Below are 18,886 nucleotides of genomic sequence, written 5' to 3' on the forward strand. Positions count from 1 at the left end.
CATTCCGCTTTGTTATCGGGGTGAAAATGCCCCCGCCGATATTGCTGCGCAAACGAAAAATCGCATTCATTTCACAATCACTACGCTTTTCAGTGCGGCATTTTCGGCCTTCATGCGGACAAGGAGGACGCAAGCGTTGAGAAGCGAAAAGCCGATCGCGTAAAGGGGGAGACCGAAGGCCAGCGGAAGGACGGCGATCTCGCCGACAACGATCGCGTAGTTTGGATGCCGGAGGAAGCGATAGGGACCTGATGTGACGAGTGGTGCGCCGGGCAGGATGATGATGCGCGTCGTCCAGCGGTCTTTCAAGGTCGCCAGCACCCAGAGCCGCAGTGCCTGCAGCCCCATGAACACCGCAAACCAGAAGAGATCGACCGGCCGTCCCGGCGCCAGCAGCCACAGGCCGATGAGCCAGCCGGCATGTAGCGCCACCATGGCAGGATAGTGCTCCGGCGCCACTTCCCTGGCGCCTCTGGCGAGAAGGGCGGCGGTGTTGCGCCGGGCAAGAACGAGCTCGCCAAGCCGCTGCAGCGTCACGAAGGTGAGCAGCGCGATTGACGGCCACATCATGAAATTCTCCTTAGCGTCACGCAGCTCGCCGAGAAACCCGGCCCCATGGCAATCATCGCGGCGCGCTCGGGCAATCCGGCGCGGATCGCCCGCTCCAGCACGAAGAGAATGGTCGGCGACGACATATTGCCGTAGTCGGCAAGCACGCCACGCTCGTGATCGAGAGCGCCCGGTGTCAGCGACAGCGCGCTCTCCATCGCGGCCAGCACTTTCGTGCCGCCGGGGTGGCAGATGAAGCGGTCGATATCGTCAGGCGCCAGCCCGTTGCGCGCCAGAATGGCCGTGACCGCCGGGCCGAGCTCCTGCTCGGCAAAGGGCGGCAGGGCTTGCGCCAGCACGATGCCGAAGCCGCCATCGTCGATCTTCCAGCCCATGATATCGAGGGTGTCGGGAAAGAGATGCTCGCCGGTCGATTCCACTTCCGCCAGCCCGCCATCGCCCGATCGCAGCACACAGGCGGCGGCGCCGTCGCCGAAAAGCGCCGTTGCGATAATGTTCGGCCGCGTCAGCTCGTCGAGGCGGAAGGCCAGCGTGCAGAGCTCGATCGATACGAAGAGCACAACGGCGCCCGGCCGGCTTCGCGCCAGCCGCGAGGCGATCGCAAAGCCCGACACACCGGCGGCACAGCCGAGCCCGAACACCGGCACCCGCTCGATATCGGCCCTGAAACCCATCCGGCGGGCCATCTGCGCATCGAGACTCGGCGTCGTAAAACCGGTGGACGAGACCGTGACGACACAGTCGACATCGCCGGCCCCGAGCCCTGCCTGATGAAGGGCCGAGCTGGCGGCTTCGACAAAGAGCCTGCCTGCCACCTCCGCATAGGCCTCCATCCGATCCTGCCAGCCATGCGGCTCGTCGAACCAGGCAAGCGGCCGCGCAGCATGGCGTTTTTGGATGCCGGCATTGTCGAAGACGCGGGCAAGATGCCGGAAATCCTCGAAGCGGTCGGCAAACAGCCGGGCGGAGGCTTCGAGCGCCTGTTGCTGGAAAATGACATGTTCGGGTGCTGCGACGGCGAGGCTGACGAGTTTTACGCTATCTGTCACAGAATTCTCCTTGTCGTTCCCGGCGTAACGCTGAGAACACCCGGTCCCGATGATTTATTCGGCCCCCGTAGCTTCACGAAGCCGTGATGGAGAAAATAGGAAGGCTGGCGAATAAAGCCCGGGGCAGCGGTGTTTTCTCCTCGCAACGTCACTTCCCAGGAGTTTTCCCATGACGATCATGACAGCCCGTTTTGCTTCCATCCTTCTCGGCGGCTGCCTTGCCGCTTCGCTCTTCTCCGGCCCGGTCTTTGCGCTCGGCAATGACAACAGCACGATGCCGACCTGCAAGAAGGGCGAGATCTACGACCAGAAGACCAAGAAATGTGTCAAGCAGCAAGGCGCCAACGTCTCGGACGAGAACCGCACCGACTATGCCTATTCGCTGGCCAAGGCCGGCCGTTATGAGGAGGCGCTTGCCATGCTCGACACGGTCAAGGACCAGAACAGCGCCGAGGTGCTGAACTATCGCGGTTATGCCACCCGCAAACTCGGCCGCACCGACGAAGGCATTTCCTATTACCTCCAATCGGTGAAGATGGATCCGCAATACGCCAAGGTCCGCGAATATCTCGGTGAAGCTTATGTCATCAAGGGCCGGCTCGATCTCGCCAAGGAGCAGCTGACGACCATAAAGGCGATCTGCGGCACAGGGTGCGAGGAGTATCAGGATCTGAACGCAGCCATCCTCGATCCGTCGAAGATCTGATTGCCGGCGTGGGCGGGAAGATGGAACCAGAAAGGCATGTGAGAATGTCGGTCGCGCGTACCTCATTTCCTGCCTATAGTCGCGCGAGAACGGAATCGCCGGTTCATCCGGCGCTTCCGAAAAATGCAGGATCGTCGGAGGCGGCCATCGCCAGCGCAGCGGATATCAGGAGCGGCCTGACGGAAAATCTGGCAAGGCTCTGGCGTTATGGTCTCGTTCTCTCGCATCAGCGCGATGTCGCCGACGACCTGGTGCAGGCGACCTGCCTTCGCGCGCTCGAGCGCGCCGGCCAGTTCGTTCCCGGCACCCGGCTCGATCGCTGGCTGTTTTCGATCCTGCATTCGATCTGGCTGAACGAGATCCGCTCGCGCCGGGTGCGCCAGGGCCAGGGTTTCGTTGATGCCGGCGAGGCGCTGACGTTCGACGGCGCGCACGATACTGAAACGCATGTGATGGCGGGGCAGGTTCTGAAGCAGGTAAATGCGTTGCCCGAGGCGCAGCGGACGGCGGTTTTCCTCGCCTATGTGGAAGGACTTTCCTATCGCGAAGTTGCAGGCATATTGGATATTCCGATCGGGACCGTGATGAGCCGGCTGGCGGCCGCCCGCGCCAGGCTCTCCGGCGCCGGACCGGCAGGGGGACGGCCATGAGCACGAAACACACCATTCCTTCCGACGAGGACCTCACAGCCTTCATCGACGGCGAGCTGACGGCGGAAGAGAGAGCCCGCATCGAGGCCATCGTCAAGGAAGACGAGAGCGTCGCCGAACGATTGGATTTCCTGGCGCGCGCCAGCCTGCCGTTCGAGCAGGCTTTCGCTCCGCTGCTCTCCGAAGCCCCGCGCGAAAAACTGCAGGCGATGCTCTCCGCCATTCCTGCGCATGAGAACGCAAGATCGGTCGCTGCACCCGCGCCCACGCGCCGTCGCTTCCTCGGTGCGCTCGCCGCCTCGCTTGTGGCCGGCATCGCCATCGACCGCGCCGTCATCGGCATCGGTAAAGGTTTTTCGGCAAAGGACGAAAACAGCGAATGGCGCGCCGTGGTCGCGGACTATATCTCGCTCTATACCGCCGAAACGCTCGCCGGCCCCGTTCCCGGCAGGCAGGACCAGGCCGCCCAGCTCGCCAGTCTTGACGAGAAGCTCGGCCTGTCGCTCTCCCCGGAAGCCGTTTCGCTCCCGGGGGTCGATTTCAAACGCGCCCTGCTGCTGCAATATGACGGCAAGGCGCTCGCCCAGATCGCCTATCTCGATCCCGAGACCGGCCCGATGGCGCTCTGTATCGTGAAATCCGACGCGGGGCCGAAGGCGCCGGACCTTGAAAACCGCAAGGGAATGAATGTCGTCTACTGGTCGAATGCGACGCATGCGTTCATGCTGATCGGGCATGCTGCGGCGGACAGGATGACGGCGATTGCGAATGGGGTGCGGGGGAGGGTGGCGGTGTGACCCGCCATTGGCGGCGGCTTTGAGCTGATCAGTCCTGCGATCGATTGCGCCTCAGGAACTGGCCTAGCCGGTTCACGATCTTAAAGGCCCAGAACATCGATGTTGAGACCTTGAGGCCGTGGTCGGCAAGGGCGCGCAGCACCTCCTTGTTCTGGCGCGATATATTTTGAACGTTTTTGTTCGTGGCGCCCCCTAAGCGCATTCTGACCAAGACTTGCGGGATATAGATTGTTCTGATCCGCGCGACTTCCAAGAATCGCATCATCAGCTCGACGTCGGCTGCAAGCCGATAACGCAGATCAAACCGCCCGAACCGTTCATAGATGTTGCGCCGAACATAGAATGTTGGGTGCGGCGGGCACCACCCGCGCGCGAAGAAACCGGGTTTGAACGCTCGGGATTTCCAGTAACGGACCTTGCGATCGATGTGCCGGTTGGAAACATAGACGAGATCACCATAGCAGCCGTCATATGCTTCATCATCCAGCGCGGCCGCCACGGTTCCGAGGGAGTCATTGCTCTCGAAAGTGTCGTCCGCATTCAAGAAGCCGATGATGTCGCCGCTCGCAAGACCAATCCCCTTGTTCATGGCCTCATAGATACCTCCGTCCCGTTCCGAGACTACGCAGCGGTTGTCCGCCGGCGCCGAAGCGATGATGGCGAGGGTGGAATCGCTCGAGCCGCCATCAATGATGATGTGTTCGAAATTGCGGTAGGTTTGAGCGTCGATGGACCGCAAGGTATCAGCAATTGTCTGCTCGACATTCCAGCAAACGGTGATGAGGCTTATCCGGGGGGAGCTTGGATTGGCAGTATCTGCAGCCATCTAAGGGTATCTTGCTCACATTTCAAAAGGCGATAGCACCAACCCGTATCAGACGGAAAGGCACTACCGCAATCGAGTACCGCAAGTTATCCTCGATCAACGCCTGATTGGTGAGCGGCGGCGGCTGCTCCTCTTGCTAAGTGCATTGCATGCGGCCCCATCTATCTGTAGTGAGCACTGTCGAATAGCGATATCACCACGATAAGCTCGTGAGTGCGCGTGGATTTACCGGTTGCAGGAGGTCTCTTGTCTTCGAATAAAAAACTGCGCAAGGGCATCTTGCTCGCCGGTGGCTCGGGCACCCGACTTCATCCGGCGACTCTCGCCATTTCGAAGCAACTTCTTCCGGTTTTCGACAAGCCGATGATCTACTATCCCCTGTCAACGCTGATGCTTGCAGGCATCCGGGATATCCTGATTATCTCCACGCCACAGGACACCCCACGTTTTGAACAGCTGCTGGGTGACGGCGCCCAATGGGGACTAAACCTCCAATATGCCGTGCAGGCCGCACCGGACGGAATTCCCCAGGCATTCTCGATCGGCAGGGAATTCATCGCGCGGGAGGCAACCGCTCTCGTACTGGGAGACAATATCTTCTACGGCAATCTCCTGACTCATGATTTATCCGGGGCTTCCGCGAGATCGGACGAAGCGACGATCTTCGCGTACAAAGTCCACGATCCCGAACGGTATGGGGTGGTGGAGTTTGACGGTGAGGGCAAAGTCCTCAGCCTGGAGGAAAAGCCGTCCAGGCCCCGCTCTTCTTACGCTGTGACGGGCTTATATTTCTACGACAATGACGTGGTTGACATTGCAGCCGGTTTGAAACCCTCGCCGCGCGGTGAAACCGAAATTACCGATATCAATCGGCATTATCTGTCGGCCGGCAGGCTGAATGTTGCCGTCTTGGGCAGAGGACATGCCTGGCTTGATACGGGCACGCACGATTCACTCCTTGAAGCCAGTCAGTTCATTGCCACCATCGAGCGGCGCCAGGGGCTGAAGATTGCCTGCCCCGAAGAAATCGCCTTTCATTTGGGATACATAGATGCCGAGCAGTTGCTAAGACTTGCGGCTCCACTTGAAAAGAGCTCTTACGGTCGATACCTCATCAGCCTGGTGAGGGAACCAGCTCCGCATTTCCCGCCCGGCTGACCCGCAAAACTGGAAACCAATCTTGTCTGCTTTTACTCTGCTTACGTTAAAGACGATGTCCGACGCACGAGGCGCGTTGACCGTCATGGACGGAATACTGCCATTTCCGGTCGTCCGGAGCTTCTGGATCTATGGTGCCGACGGATATAAACGCGGCGGCCATCGTCATCACAAGACTCGGCAGGCATTGGTGGCGATTTCGGGAAGCGTGATGGTTTTGATGGACGATGGAAAAGCCAGGGAAGAGATCACCTTGTCGTCACCGGACCAGTGCCTGCTGGTGGAGCCAAGGGACTGGCATGAAATGACCTTCGGTCCCGGTTCTATCCTGCTGGTTTTTGCCTCTCACGGGTACGATAAGGACGACTACATCGACACTCCCTACGAACGGCTCTGAGATGATTGAGTATGAAAGTCTTGCGCAAGCCAACCGCGCGCTGATGGAAGAGTTGGAGGCGGTTGCATCCCGTGTCATTCGTTCCGGATGGTACATACTTGGCAATGAGGTCTCCTCATTCGAAGCCGAATTCGCCGCCTTCGCGGAAAGCAAACATTGCATCAGCGTGGCCAATGGTCTGGATGCATTGATCCTCTCGATCGAAGCGCTCGACCTGCCGAAAGGCAGCGAGATCATGGTTGCCTCCAACACCTATATAGCCACTATTCTGGCAATTCTTCGCGCGGGCCACAAACCCGTTCTGGTGGAGCCCGAGCGCGAAACCTTCAATATCGATCCGGAGCGCCTTCCGGCGGCGCTCACACGCAAGACGCAGGCAATCTGCGTGACGCATCTTTTCGGCAAAGCCTGCCGGATGACTGAGATCGCCGCGTTTGCAAGCGAGCATGGTCTCAAGGTGATCGAGGATTGCGCGCAGTCGCACGGCGCGCGCTATGACGGCAAGCTGACCGGCACCTTTGGAATTGCCGGCTGTTTCAGCTTCTATCCGACCAAGAATCTTGGAGCTCTCGGAGATGCGGGCGCGATCGTCACCGATGATGACGAATTTGCAGATCGTTTGCGACACATGCGCAACTACGGCTCGAAGAAAAAATATGAGAACGTCTATATCGGTGTAAATTCCAGGCTTGATGAGATGCAAGCGGCATTCCTGCGGGTCAAGCTGCGTCACCTCGATCAGGTGACTGAACATAAGCGGGCACTGGCCGATATCTATTTTGCCAATCTGCCTGAATGGCTGGCGCAGCCGCTTCGTCGACCTGCCGAGTATGATGTGTTCCATATCTTCGGGATACGGCACCCGGCCCGCGACGAGTTGCGCCAGTGGCTGCTCGATAACGGCGTCAAGACCGAGGTGCATTATCCGATACCGCCGCATCGGCAGAAGGCAATGCAAGGCATTCTTTCCGGCGATTATCCCATTGCCGATGAACTGCATGCTACCGAGCTGAGCCTACCTATTTCGGCCGGGCATAGAAAGGATGAGATCGAGCGCGTCTGCAGCCTTCTTGCGGCGCTCCCGGAAAAGCTGAAGTTGGCGGCATGACAGAGCACTTGAAGGGATCGGCCTCCGCGCCCGAGGAGGTTTGGGACATCGTGATCAAGCCTTCGAAGGGCAATACACCGGATCTTGCGCTTGTCTGGCGTTATCGCGACCTCATCTGGATGTTCTTCAAGCGGGATTTCACGACATTCTACAAGCAGACTGTTTTGGGGCCCGCCTGGTACATCATTCAACCATCGCTGACGGCGTTGACCTATTATGTTGTGTTCGGAAAAATAGCCAATCTTTCCACGGATGGCCTTCCGCCCTTCCTGTTCTACATGTCGGGCACGATCATCTGGAGCTATTTTTCCGTCTGCTTGGCCAATAACTCCGACGTTTTCTCGAAGAATTCCAATCTGTTTGGAAAGGTTTACTTTCCGAGACTAGTAGTGCCGGTATCCGTTGCAATGAGCGGCCTTGTCGCCTTTGCGATCCAGTTCCTGCTCTTGTTGACGGTTTCCATCGGGTTGAAAATTGCCAACCCCGATTTGGTCCTGAGCTATTGGTTCCTGCTTCTGACGCCATTGGTGCTGCTCTATATCGCAGTGCTGGGCATCGGTGCCGGGCTTGTCGTTTCGGCGCTAACGGTCCGTTTCCGCGATCTCGTCTACGCCGTCGGGTTCATGACGCAGTTGTGGATGTATGCTACGCCGATCGTGTACCCTTTCAGCCAGATTCCGGAACGGTATCATTGGTTTTATTATATCAATCCAATGACGACCCCCGTTCAAACCTTCCGCTGGGCTTTGTTTGATGCCCCCGCCTTGCCCCTCGGTCCTTATCTTGCCAATCTCGCGGTGACTGTCGCAATCACCCTATGCGGGCTGGCGCTTTTTTCACGGGCGGAAGCCAACGCGATGGACACCGTCTGATGAACGATATCGTTATTCGAGCGGAGCACGTCAGCAAGCTCTATCGTCTCGGCGTGATCAATCACGGCACCCTTTATCGCGACCTTCAGAGCTGGTGGGCGAAGTGGCGCAATCTTCCGGATCCGAATGTTTCTGTGTCAGATTACGCGTCCGAGCGCGGCAAGCAATCCCGACTCAAAGGCGATCTCTTCCATGCGTTGGATGATGTCTCCTTCGAAGTTGGGCACGGCGAAATCGTTGGAATTATCGGCAGGAACGGGGCCGGAAAATCCACGCTGCTGAAGGTGATGTCGCGGATCACCATGCCCAATTCGGGTTTCATAGGAATTCGGGGCAGAATTGCCAGCCTGCTTGAGGTCGGCACCGGATTTCATCCAGAGCTCACCGGCCGGGAGAACGTCTATCTCAACGGCGCCATCCTCGGCATGAGCCGTGCCGAGGTCAGATCGAAATTCGATGAAATCGTCGAGTTTGCCGAGATTGGCGAATTCATCGACACGCCGGTGAAGCGGTATTCATCTGGAATGTATGTGCGTCTCGCTTTCTCCGTTGCGGCGCATCTCGAGCCGGAGATACTCTTGGTCGATGAGGTGCTGGCCGTCGGCGACGTCAACTTCCAGAACAAATGCATGGGGCGGATGCAGGAAGTGACAAAGACCGGCCGAACGATCATCTTCGTCAGCCACAACATGACGGCGATCAGCAGCATCTGCCCGAAATCGATTTTGATGGCTGACGGCAAGGTCGCTGCAATGGGCGATACCGCAGATGTGATAAAGGCCTATCTCGATCGCCCTGAGTTCGGCGGCACGGCAAGTTACTCGGTCAATCCCGAGGATATCGACGGAAAGGCCGTCATATGTCGCGTTGCGGTATTGAACGAGAAGGACGAGATTTCCGAAACCGTGGAACTGTCGAAGGGTTTCTCCATCGAGGTCGAATACGAGTTGAGGGAACCTCTTTCCGGCCTCTCGGTCGGGATGCAGATCAAGATGGAGGACGGCTACACCACGCTCGTCAGCCTCTCCGATCCCGAGCTCGACGTCAGCCGCCTGGACGCCCGGCCTGCCGGTTATTATCGAGCCCGCGTGAAATTTCCCGGATATCTCCTCAACACCGGCACTTTTTACGTGCGATTGGGCATATCGAGTCGATTCTCGATATATTCCGTCGCCGAGGGTATTCGGTTTGACGTGGAGGATAATGTCGGAATTATCCAGATGCTCGGTCAACAGCGGAAGCCGTCGATTTCGGCGATACAGTTGCCTTGGGAGGTTGAGAAGGTCTTCCAGCGCGATTCTGAAGGTGTTTTGAAATGAAGAAGGCGCTTGTCACCGGAGCAGATGGGTTCATTGCCTCTCATCTTGTCGAGACGCTGGTGAGATCGGGTGTCGAAGTCTGCGCACTCTGCCAGTATAATTCGTTTTCCAGCTGGGGCTGGCTCGATCAATCCGAATACCGCGGCAAGTTCGAGGTGATCCTCGGAGACGTCCGCGATCCCGCCCAAATGCGCTCCGTCGCCAAAGGTGTCGACACGATCTTTCACCTCGCCGCTCTGATCGCGATTCCCTATTCCTACCAGGCTCCGTCAAGCTATATCGATACCAATGTGCACGGGACCTTGAACGTTCTTCAAGGCGCGCTTGACGCCGGCGTCGGAAGAGTGATCCAGACCTCGACGAGCGAGGTCTACGGTACGGCGCGTTTTGTGCCGATCAGCGAAAGCCATCCGCTGCAAGCGCAGTCGCCCTATTCGGCGTCCAAGATCGGCGCTGATGCGATCGCTTACAGCTATCATTCGAGCTTCGATCTGCCGGTGACGATCGCACGGCCTTTCAACACGTACGGCCCAAGACAATCGGCGAGAGCAGTTATTCCGACAGTCATTTCACAGCTTCTGAGCGGGCGGACGACGCTGAAGCTCGGCGCGCTTTCACCCACGCGGGATTTCAATTTCGTGCAGGATACGTGCGACGGTTTTCTGGCGCTTGCGGCCTGCGACGAAGCGGTCGGTCAGACGGTCAATATCGGCTCCGGCAGCGAGATCTCGATCGGCGATACCGTTCGGCTGATCGCCGACATCATCGGCGTCAGCGTGGAGATCGAATGCGACGAACAGCGTTTGCGTCCTGTAAACAGCGAAGTGGAACGTTTGTGCTGCGACAACAGCCTGATCAAGTCTCTGACGGGATTTTCGCCCCGTTACAGCTTGGAAGATGGTCTCAGAGCAACGATCGAATGGCTGCGTCAGCCTGACAATCTGACGAGGTATAAGGCGGATATCTTCAATGTCTAGGCGTGCAGTCATTCTGGCGGGAGGGATGGGAACGCGGCTGCGGCCCTATACCGTCGTGCTCCCCAAGCCGTTGATGCCGATCGGCGACTACCCCATTCTTGAGGTTATCATTCGTCAGCTGATAGCGGGCGGCTTTCAGCATATAACGCTTGCCGTCAACCATCAGGCCGAGCTGATCAAGGCGTTTTTCCAGGATGGCGACAAATGGGGCGTGCGCATCGATTATTCGCTCGAGGACGAACCGCTCGGCACCATGGGACCGCTGCGGCTGATCAAGGATCTGCCGGAGAATTTCCTCGTCATGAACGGGGATATTCTGACGGATCTGAACTATGCCGATTTTCATGACACGCATGTCCGTGACGGCAATATTTTCACGATTTCGTCCAAGACACGCCAGCATCGCATCGATTACGGCGTGCTCGACACCAGCGAGAGCGGGCTGCTGACCGGCTTTCGAGAGAAGCCGACGGCCGAATACAAGGTCAGCATGGGCGTCTATATGGTGTCGTCGGGGGCCGTCGAACACATACCGCAGCGGGGCGCCTACGGCTTTGACCAGTTGATGCTTGATCTTCTGGCGGCCGGAAAGCCGGCCACTGTTCGCGATTTTGCGGGCTATTGGCTCGATATCGGACGCCCTGACGATTATGCCTTGGCAATTGAGCAGTTCGAAACCATGCAGTCCAGGTTCTTGAATGGTTGATGCCATCGTCACCGGTGCTGGCGGTTTTCTCGGGAAGCGTCTGGTCAGGCGGCTTGAGGAGGCTGGCGTCGATGTGCTTGCGCTCGATCGAACGCATGGAGATATAAGCGAGGAGAAGCTGTGGCAGGAGCTTCCCACTGCCGGCACGCTGTTTCATCTGGCCGGCAGGACGTTCGTTCCGGATAGCTGGACACAAAGCCCGAGCTTCATGGCCGCCAATGTTCTCGGTACGCAGCATGCTCTGAACTGGTGCAAGCGGCACAAAGCCAAGCTCGTATTCGCAAGCGCCTATGTGTATGGAGTGCCGGAGCGACTGCCGATCCAGGAAAGCGATCCGGTCAGGCCGAATAACCCCTACGCGCTTTCCAAGCATCTTGCCGAACAACTCTGTGAGTTCGCTGCCACACACGAGCAAATACCGGTCGTGGTCTTGCGCCTTTTCAATATATATGGGGCTGGGCAGCGCCCGGAGTTCCTGATACCGACGCTTCTGAACCGGATACGGGCGAAGCAGGACATACAGGTCATGGACCTCAGTCCGCGGCGGGACTACGTCTTCGTTGACGATGTCCTGAGCGCCTTCGCCAAGGCCATGGACGTGCCGGAAGGTTACCACTGCATCAATATCGGCTCCGGCAGGTCGTATTCGGTGCAGGAAATAATCGATATCTTGCAAGAGGCCGCCGGCACTGCTCTACCTGTAGTGTCATCTTGCGCCGTTCGGCGGAATGAAATACCTGACGCGCGGGCCGATATTACACGGGCTCGCGCTGTTCTTGGATGGCGGCCGGAATGGGATCTGCCGACCGGCATCCGCGAACTGATGAAGGAGTCGTAAATTGAACGAGCGTTACGTTCCGATCAACAAAGGCAACTACTCGATGGACACGGACGAGCGCGAAGCCGCGTTCGACAGATACCGTGGAGAGGGTTGGGAAGCCGAATATGCGGATTACCGTCGCAAGTGGTCGGAATATGCCCTGAACCAGCAGGTTTCGGACTATCCGCTGCTGGTCGATCTCGAGCTGGCCTCGATCTGCAATCTGCGCTGCCCGATGTGCTATACGATCAGCGACGAATTCAAGAAGAGCGTCAACACCACCCGGATGGACTGGGATCTCTACTGCCGCATCATCGACGAGATCGGCGGCAAGGTTCCGGCGATCCGTCTGTCCCTGCGCGGCGAAGCCACGCTGCACAAGCGCTTCGCCGACTGCGTGCGCTATGCCAAGGATCATGGCATCAAGGAAGTCTCCACCCTCACGCATGGCTTCAAGCTCAACAGAGACTATTTCGCCCAGCTCGTCGATGCAGGCATCGACTGGATCACCATTTCGATCGACGGTACCGGCGAGACTTATGAGAAGATCCGCAAGCCGATCAAGTTCGAGGCGCTGCTCGACAAGATCAAGGACATAAAGAAGTACAAGGAGGAGCGCGGTCTCAACCGTCCTGTCATCAAGGTGCAGGGTATCTGGCCGGCAATCCGGGAAAATCCGGATCTCTATTACGAGACCTTCGCGCCTCACGTGGATCTCGTCGCCTTCAATCCGCTGATCGATTACCTCGGCAACGATTCCGATATCGCCTATCTCGACAACTTCACATGCCCGCAGCAGTACCAACGCCTGGTGATTGGTGCCGACGGATTGGTCATGAAGTGCTCGAACGACGAGGAGAACCGCGAGGTTATCGGGAATGCGAACACCGAAACCGTGCACCAGATCTGGCATGGGGAAAAAATGAACGCGGTGCGCGCTCTGCACAAGGAACCGCAAGGTTTCCTGAAGAGCGAGGTCTGCCGCAGGTGTTATCTGCCGAGACAGACCAATGACGAGACGGCTGAGATTTGCGGCCGGCAGGTCATTGTGCGGAATTACGTCGACCGGAACCAGGAAATCGGACAGTAATCGGCGGAATTCCACGCGCTACGGCCAGACGTCGCCAAGCCTATAGTTTAAGGGGCTGCGATCGCCGCGAGAGCGGGGCGGCTTTGCCGGTCGTGAATTACAGGGAGTAACAGGATGTTCCGGAATTACCGGCCTGATCGGTGCTACATCATCGCTGAGATCGGCGGAAACTTCACGACGTTTGATCAGGCAAAGCGCCTGATTGACGAGGCAAAAGCGGCGGGGGTGGATGCCGTCAAGCTCCAGACCTATCGCGCGGAGACCCTGTCGAGCCGCAACGCCATGTTCGACATGGAGAACACCGGCGTTACCTCGCAGTTCGAACTATTCCGCAAATACGAAATCGGTCACGAGCTTCACGAAGCGGTGTTTCGCTATGCCGAAGAGCACGGGCTGGACTGGTTCTCCTCGCCCTCGCATGAAACGGATGTCGACCTACTGGAGAAGTGTGGAGTCGGCGCCCACAAGGTGGGTTCGGACGACGCGGTCAACATTCCCTTTCTCCGTTATCTGGCAAAAACCGGCAAGCCGATAATCCTGTCGACGGGGATGTCGACGCTCGAGGAAGTTCGGGGGTCCGTCGCCGCAATCAAGGAGGCCGGCAACGACAAGCTCATTCTGCTGCATGCCATCACAAGTTATCCGACGCATCCGGAAAATGTGAACCTGCGCGCGATGCAAACGATGATGGAAGCGTTTCCGGATCTCGACGTCGGTTATTCCGACCATACGCTGACCCCGGTCGCAAGCCTGTGCGCTGTCGCAATGGGCGCCCGGGTCATTGAACGTCATTTCACCTATGACAAGGCCGCAGACGGCCCGGACCATATGCTTTCGGCCGATCCGGCGGAAATGAAATGGCTCGTCGACGCGATACGCGCCTTCGAGATCATGAAAGGCAGTGGCCGCAAGGAGCCGGCTGCGAGTGAAGCGACGACGAGGTTGAACAATCGCAAGAGCGTTGTCGTCAACCGACCGCTCAAGGCCGGCCATGTCATCTCCGTCGGCGACATTTCCGTCAAGCGGCCTGGAACAGGAATTGAACCGAAGCATTTCGACGCTCTCGCAGGACGGCGGGTCGCAAACGACCTCGATGCGGACGCGGTCCTCCAGTGGAGCGATCTGGCGTGACGCTTGGAATTATTATCCAGGCGCGGATGGGATCGACGCGGCTGCCGGGAAAAGTGCTTCGCGACATTTCCGGAAAGCCCCTGCTCGGACATGTCCTTGGTCGGCTTCAGATGTTGAAGCGCCCGGCCAAGGTTGTCGTTGCGACATCGTCCGCCAGCGAGAACGATGTTATCGAAGCCTGGTGCCTTGAGCACGGCGTCAGCTGCTTTCGCGGCGACGAAACCGATGTTCTCGATCGTTATTTTCAGTGCGCGAGATCGCTCGGGATGTCGGATATCGTGCGGTTGACCGCAGATAATCCTTTCACCGACATCGAGGAACTCGAGAGGCTGATCGACCTGCACCAAAAGCAGAGATTCGATTACACGCATGCCTTTGGCCAGTTGCCTATTGGGGTCGGCGCCGAGATATTTACCTTCGAAGCCCTGGCGCGCAGCCACCGCGAGGGGAAGCTGCCGCACCATCGCGAACACGTGAATGAATACTTCACCGATCGGCCCGAACTGTTCAAGATCGGTCAGCTCGATGTGCCCTCGGCCAAAATCTCTCCGGAGCTGCGCCTGACGGTGGATACCGAGGAAGATTGGAGCCGCGCCCGTGCACTCGCAGCGCAGGCGGGTGGGAATTGGCTCGGGACGGAAGAAGCGATCCGGCTATGTTCGTCTTCTGCATAGAAAGTTCACATGCACGCGGCATGGGTCATCTCTTTCGGTCGCTGACGCTCGCAGCGGAATTGCGCACCCGCGGTCACTCGGTCCGCTTTTTGGTGAACGATCATCCGAATTCCTTGAGAATCATCCGCGAGCGCGGTTTTGACGTGGCGCTTTATGATCTCGCCGCCGTGACGGGATGGGAGAAGGCTTTCCTCGAAGCCGCTGCTTCGTCTCCGATCTGGATCAACGATCGCCTTAACACCCAGCGGCTCCATAGCGAGACGATCAAGCGCTTGGACGCCAAGCTTGTCACCTTCGATGATCGTGGTGATGGCGCGGAACTTGCCGACCTGAATATCTGCGCTCTCCTGTTCGAAAACACGGAGGGCCTGAAAGGCAGGGACGTTCGGCTGGGCGTAGGGTACATGATACTCAATCCTGAAATCGCCAGCTATCGCAGAGTTCGGGAAAAGCTTGCATCAATACTTGTCACGCTCGGCGGCGCCGATACTTACGGAGTGACGGTTCGCGTCGCCAAATGGCTGAGCAGCAAGGCTTTTCCTGTCACCATTGTCACGGGCCCGAGCTTCCAGCACATGGCGAAGCTTGAAGAGGTGGTCGCGACCGCCGCGCCGGATCGGTTCAGATTGCTGAACCAGGTGCCGTCGCTTGCGGCGGAGATGTACGGGCACGATCTGGCGATTACCGGTGGCGGCCTTACGCCCTTCGAAGCTTGTGCGGCCGGCCTGCCCTGTGTCGTGGTCGCCAACGAACCTTTTGAAGTCCCGGTCGGGCGTGCGCTCGAGGAGCTTGGAGCAGCGTTCTTCGCCGGGCATCACTCGGCTTTCGATCTCGGCATCCTGGAGAAGGCGATCCCCATCCGGAGCATGAGCGAGACCGCCATGACCAAGGTCGACCTTGGCGGGCTGGGCCGCGTTGCCGATTTGCTGGAAAGATTGGCTGCATGACCCTGACAGCGGTGATCCATCAGCCGGACTTTGCCTCCTATCTCGGTTTTTTTCAGCGTTTTCTGAACGCCGACCTCTACATCGTTCTGGACCATGTCCAGTTTGTCCACGGCACGAGCAAGAGCTGGACCCATCGTGACAGGATCAAGACGGCGCAAGGGGATCGCTGGCTCACCGTCGGAATCAGAAAGCCAAGCTTCGGCACCCCGATCAACGAGGTGGAGTTGGCGCCCGGCACCGGTTGGATAGATCAGAACCTTTCCTTGCTTCGCGAAAACTATCGCAAGTCGGCCGGCTGGAGCGAAGTCTTTCCCCGAATCGAAGCCCTCTACGGCAAGCGGTTCGACCTTTTGGCCGATTTCAATATGCATTTCCTGGACGGTATTCTGGATATGCTTGAAATCACAATGCCGACGGTGCGATCGAGCACTCTAAGCCCTGAGGGTCATAGGAACGAGTTGCTTGTCGAATTGCTGGGCAAAGTGGGAGCAACACGCTACCTCTCGGGTCTCGGCGCGCGCGACTATATGCGACCGGAACTATTCGAGGCAGCCGGAATTGAAATCGAGTGGCAGCATTTCGTCCATCCGGTTTATCCACAGCCCTTCGGCGAGTTCATTCCCTATCTCAGTATTCTCGACACACTGCTGAATTGTGGTATTGCAGGCACGCGTGACCTGCTCTGGAGTTGCAAATGAATATTCTCGCGATCGGTGCCCATTTTGACGACGTGGAGCTGGGCTGCGGTGGTGCACTGGCACGCCATACAGCAAACGGCGATACGGTTTACGTCTATGTCGCGACCGTTTCCGGCTTTTCCAACCAATATGACCAGTCCGTGCGGAGCAGCCAGGTCGCCAGAGCGGAAGCGGATGCTGCGATGGAAATTCTCGGCGTCCACAAGATGTTTTGCGGCGAGTTCAAAACGCTCCAGATCGAATTCGTCGACCCGCTGAATATCGAGATCCTCAAGCTCGTGCAGGATCTGAAGATCGATATGGTCTATACCCATTGGGTGGGCGACATCCATCATGATCACTTGGCCTTGTCGCGCGCATCGCTGCACAGCTGCCGTCATGTGCCCCGCCTCCTGATGTATCGCAGCAACTGGTATCATTCGACCGTCGATTTCAGGGGAAATTTCTACGTCGACATCACCACCCATTGGGACCAGAAGGAAAAAGCGATCCTTGCCCATGAATCCGAGATGGAGCGCACCGGGCGGAAATGGGTGAGCTTCTTCCGCAATGAAGCCGAGAACGCCGGCCAGCGCATCGGTGTAAAATACGCCGAAGTCTTCGAGGTGGTGAAGTGGCTGCAGCCTTGAGGAAGATTTTGACCTTTGGCTCCATGCTGCTTCCCTACGGTGTGCATGAGCTGAAGCGCAGGCTCAAAAATCGTCACAAGTTATCTGCTGATGTCGCGAGATCGCTGGCAGAAAATAGGCAGCTTGCCGGGCTGCGTGCGGACCAACGCTGTTTCATTTTAGGAAATGGACCGAGTGTCAAGGGCTTGGATCTGTCGCGGCTTCAAGGCGAAAATGTCATAACCGTTTCCAACGGCTATTTGCATTCCGATTTCGACAAGTTCCAGTCTCGCTATCATTGTGTTCCGCAAATCACCTACGGATTAATGACACCCGAGGACGTGGTCCGCTGGTTCGAGGAGATGCATTCCCACCTGGGCGGCGCGGAACTGTTCCTCAGCTCCACGGAAGCGGAGCTGGTTCGAAAACACAATCTGTTTTCGGGACGAACGGTCCGGTATCTCATGCTCGGCGAAAGCTTCGACGAAAGACCATCTGTGGAAATCGTCGATATCTCCAAACCGGTGCCGCGTGTCGATTCAGTCCCGGTAATGGCCCTCATGATAGCGATGTATCTTGGTTTCAAAGAAATCATCCTGCTCGGCGTCGACCACGATCGCTTCCTGTCGGCAACCTATGAATACGCTTTCGACCTCAAGGTGCAAAAAGGAAAAGATTTCACCGTAAATGCGGACGGCACCCCGACAACGAACCGTCACGACGACTTTCAGCAGGCGGCGCGGCTGTGGCGACAATATAGAGCCATCGCAAATATCGCGCGAGCAAATGATATCCGCATCTTCAATTCCACACCCGGTGGGGCACTGGACGAATTTGAGCGACGGCCGTTCCAAGCCTGGTTTGAAGAATGAGACGGCTTAAATTTGCGCTCCCGGGAATCCACTGTCTGCTTGAGGTGACGCGAGAATCGCCACAAGCGCGCGAACAGGAGATCTGGGCCGAATTCCGACGGCACAACATCACTTTCGACGGACCTTACGATGATTGGCGTTCGGCAATGGCTGATTCAACCGGCTATGATGCGCCGGCCATTCTTGCAAAAGCCGTCGAAGCCACACGCGCAGTTGTTCAGGGCCGTGCCTCATATGAGCGCGACACTGTAATCTTCAAGGAAAGGAGCTACTCGCATCCGCTGCTTGCCTGGCTGCTCTATGTTGCATCCAGATCCGATGGTCGTTTGAGAGTGGTCGACTTTGGAGGCGCGCTCGGAAGCTCCTATTTCCAACACCGGTCAAAACTCGCTCATCTCGCGGAATTGAAATGGTGCGTCGTCGAGCAGCCTCATTTTGCAGAAGCAGGCCGAGCAGAATTTGAAGACGGGGTTCTGAGCTTTTCTCATTGCCTCGAAGAAGCAATCGATCTTGTGAACCCTCACATCGTTCTGCTCTCGGGCGTGCTCCAGTATCTCGAATATCCTCATCAGCATCTTGAGAGCCTTCTTTCGAAAGACATCAAGTTCATCCTTGTTGATAGAACAAGCGCGCAGTTCGATGTCGCCGACGTCCCTTTTGTGCAGCATGTGCCGGAGCGCATCTATCGCGCGAGCTACCCCGTGTGGTTCTTGAACGCGCATGAATTGCAGGATCGCTTCGCGAGGCATGGCTACGAAGTGCTGGACAGTTTCCAGCCAGCTGGGACATTTGGAATAGCAACACCGCCGCCCTTGCAAGAATTGACGCGTTGGGGCATTGGCCTTACGCCAGCTCAGGGACAATACGAATGGTCGTATACTGGCTGGTTTCTTGAGAAGCCGGAAATCTAG

Annotated in this window: 22 protein-coding genes; 19 read left to right on the forward strand and 3 right to left on the reverse strand. The window is 57.7% G+C overall.

Annotation, left to right across the window (positions count from 1 at the left end; all coding sequences use genetic code 11):
• Positions 1-66 precede the first annotated feature (66 nt).
• Together AMC88_RS03890 and AMC88_RS03895 are read right to left on the reverse strand one after the other, a co-directional pair.
• Positions 67-570 (reverse strand): isoprenylcysteine carboxyl methyltransferase family protein, encoded by a 504-nt coding sequence (locus tag AMC88_RS03890; RefSeq protein WP_064824852.1) that lies wholly within the window; start codon positions 568-570, stop codon positions 67-69.
• A complete protein-coding gene (locus AMC88_RS03895; RefSeq protein ID WP_010025394.1) occupies positions 567-1,619 on the reverse strand; it encodes a type III polyketide synthase in 1,053 nt (350 codons plus the stop codon). The genes AMC88_RS03890 and AMC88_RS03895 overlap by 4 nt, the downstream gene beginning before the upstream one ends.
• Positions 1,620-1,788: 169 nt before the next feature.
• On the opposite strand from AMC88_RS03895, the gene AMC88_RS03900 reads away from it, so the two are divergent.
• Genes AMC88_RS03900 through AMC88_RS03910 form a run of 3 tightly spaced genes read left to right on the forward strand, consistent with a single transcriptional unit; the run spans position 1,789 to position 3,772 of the window.
• The gene (locus tag AMC88_RS03900) at positions 1,789-2,325 is read left to right on the forward strand and encodes a tetratricopeptide repeat protein (RefSeq protein ID WP_010025393.1); all 537 of its coding nucleotides are present in this window, start codon (positions 1,789-1,791) and stop codon (positions 2,323-2,325) included.
• 44 nt (positions 2,326-2,369) lie between these two features.
• Positions 2,370-2,975 carry an RNA polymerase sigma factor gene (locus AMC88_RS03905; protein ID WP_041683539.1) on the forward strand — a complete coding sequence of 202 codons (606 nt, stop codon included), beginning with the start codon at positions 2,370-2,372 and terminating at the stop codon, positions 2,973-2,975.
• Complete coding sequence (locus tag AMC88_RS03910; protein ID WP_012482743.1) at positions 2,972-3,772, forward strand: anti-sigma factor family protein; 801 nt, start codon at positions 2,972-2,974, stop codon at positions 3,770-3,772. The genes AMC88_RS03905 and AMC88_RS03910 overlap by 4 nt, the downstream gene beginning before the upstream one ends.
• 28 nt (positions 3,773-3,800) lie before the next feature.
• On the opposite strand, the gene AMC88_RS03915 is transcribed toward AMC88_RS03910, so the two are convergent.
• On the reverse strand, positions 3,801-4,598 hold the full coding sequence (locus tag AMC88_RS03915; RefSeq protein ID WP_012482744.1) for a glycosyltransferase family 2 protein: 798 nt from the start codon (positions 4,596-4,598) through the stop codon (positions 3,801-3,803).
• Between the two features lie 246 nt (positions 4,599-4,844).
• Here AMC88_RS03915 and rfbA point away from each other — a divergent pair, with 246 nt between their 5' ends.
• From rfbA to AMC88_RS31815, 16 genes are all read left to right on the forward strand, one after another.
• A complete protein-coding gene (gene rfbA, locus AMC88_RS03920; RefSeq protein WP_012482745.1) occupies positions 4,845-5,756 on the forward strand; it encodes a glucose-1-phosphate thymidylyltransferase RfbA in 912 nt (303 codons plus the stop codon).
• A gap of 22 nt (positions 5,757-5,778) precedes the next feature.
• Positions 5,779-6,153 (forward strand): sugar 3,4-ketoisomerase, encoded by a 375-nt coding sequence (locus tag AMC88_RS03925; RefSeq protein WP_012482746.1) that lies wholly within the window; start codon positions 5,779-5,781, stop codon positions 6,151-6,153.
• Between the two features lies 1 nt (position 6,154).
• Entirely contained in the window at positions 6,155-7,261 is a 1,107-nt protein-coding gene (locus AMC88_RS03930; RefSeq protein ID WP_012482747.1) for a DegT/DnrJ/EryC1/StrS family aminotransferase, read from the forward strand.
• On the forward strand, positions 7,258-8,133 hold the full coding sequence (locus AMC88_RS03935) for an ABC transporter permease (protein WP_012482748.1): 876 nt from the start codon (positions 7,258-7,260) through the stop codon (positions 8,131-8,133). Before AMC88_RS03930 ends, AMC88_RS03935 begins: the two co-directional genes overlap by 4 nt.
• Positions 8,133-9,452, forward strand: coding sequence for an ABC transporter ATP-binding protein (locus AMC88_RS03940; RefSeq protein ID WP_004677155.1), 1,320 nt, complete (start codon positions 8,133-8,135; stop codon positions 9,450-9,452). Before AMC88_RS03935 ends, AMC88_RS03940 begins: the two co-directional genes overlap by 1 nt.
• Positions 9,449-10,429: an NAD-dependent 4,6-dehydratase LegB gene (locus AMC88_RS03945; RefSeq protein ID WP_012482749.1), complete on the forward strand. Its 981-nt coding sequence runs from the start codon at positions 9,449-9,451 to the stop codon at positions 10,427-10,429. The genes AMC88_RS03940 and AMC88_RS03945 overlap by 4 nt, the downstream gene beginning before the upstream one ends.
• Entirely contained in the window at positions 10,422-11,135 is a 714-nt protein-coding gene (locus AMC88_RS03950; protein WP_012482750.1) for a nucleotidyltransferase family protein, read from the forward strand. The genes AMC88_RS03945 and AMC88_RS03950 overlap by 8 nt, the downstream gene beginning before the upstream one ends.
• Positions 11,128-11,973 (forward strand): NAD-dependent epimerase/dehydratase family protein, encoded by an 846-nt coding sequence (locus AMC88_RS03955; protein ID WP_012482751.1) that lies wholly within the window; start codon positions 11,128-11,130, stop codon positions 11,971-11,973. Before AMC88_RS03950 ends, AMC88_RS03955 begins: the two co-directional genes overlap by 8 nt.
• A 1-nt stretch (position 11,974) precedes the next feature.
• Positions 11,975-13,045, forward strand: a complete 1,071-nt coding sequence (locus AMC88_RS03960; RefSeq protein WP_012482752.1) for a radical SAM/SPASM domain-containing protein — start codon at positions 11,975-11,977, stop codon at positions 13,043-13,045.
• 114 nt (positions 13,046-13,159) lie between these two features.
• Positions 13,160-14,176: an N-acetylneuraminate synthase family protein gene (locus AMC88_RS03965; protein ID WP_012482753.1), complete on the forward strand. Its 1,017-nt coding sequence runs from the start codon at positions 13,160-13,162 to the stop codon at positions 14,174-14,176.
• Positions 14,173-14,850, forward strand: a complete 678-nt coding sequence (locus AMC88_RS03970; RefSeq protein WP_012482754.1) for a cytidylyltransferase domain-containing protein — start codon at positions 14,173-14,175, stop codon at positions 14,848-14,850. The genes AMC88_RS03965 and AMC88_RS03970 overlap by 4 nt, the downstream gene beginning before the upstream one ends.
• Positions 14,832-15,797, forward strand: coding sequence for a PseG/SpsG family protein (locus tag AMC88_RS03975; RefSeq protein WP_041683540.1), 966 nt, complete (start codon positions 14,832-14,834; stop codon positions 15,795-15,797). The genes AMC88_RS03970 and AMC88_RS03975 overlap by 19 nt, the downstream gene beginning before the upstream one ends.
• Positions 15,794-16,495: a WbqC family protein gene (locus AMC88_RS03980; protein WP_012482756.1), complete on the forward strand. Its 702-nt coding sequence runs from the start codon at positions 15,794-15,796 to the stop codon at positions 16,493-16,495. Before AMC88_RS03975 ends, AMC88_RS03980 begins: the two co-directional genes overlap by 4 nt.
• A complete protein-coding gene (locus AMC88_RS03985) occupies positions 16,492-17,124 on the forward strand; it encodes a PIG-L deacetylase family protein (RefSeq protein WP_012482757.1) in 633 nt (210 codons plus the stop codon). The genes AMC88_RS03980 and AMC88_RS03985 overlap by 4 nt, the downstream gene beginning before the upstream one ends.
• Positions 17,109-17,975: a motility associated factor glycosyltransferase family protein gene (locus AMC88_RS03990; RefSeq protein ID WP_041683541.1), complete on the forward strand. Its 867-nt coding sequence runs from the start codon at positions 17,109-17,111 to the stop codon at positions 17,973-17,975. Before AMC88_RS03985 ends, AMC88_RS03990 begins: the two co-directional genes overlap by 16 nt.
• Before the next feature lie 146 nt (positions 17,976-18,121).
• The gene (locus tag AMC88_RS31815; RefSeq protein ID WP_237353164.1) at positions 18,122-18,886 is read left to right on the forward strand and encodes a TIGR04325 family methyltransferase; all 765 of its coding nucleotides are present in this window, start codon (positions 18,122-18,124) and stop codon (positions 18,884-18,886) included.

The organism is Rhizobium phaseoli, from assembly GCF_001664385.1.
GTDB classification, from domain to species: Bacteria; Pseudomonadota; Alphaproteobacteria; order Rhizobiales; family Rhizobiaceae; genus Rhizobium; species Rhizobium phaseoli.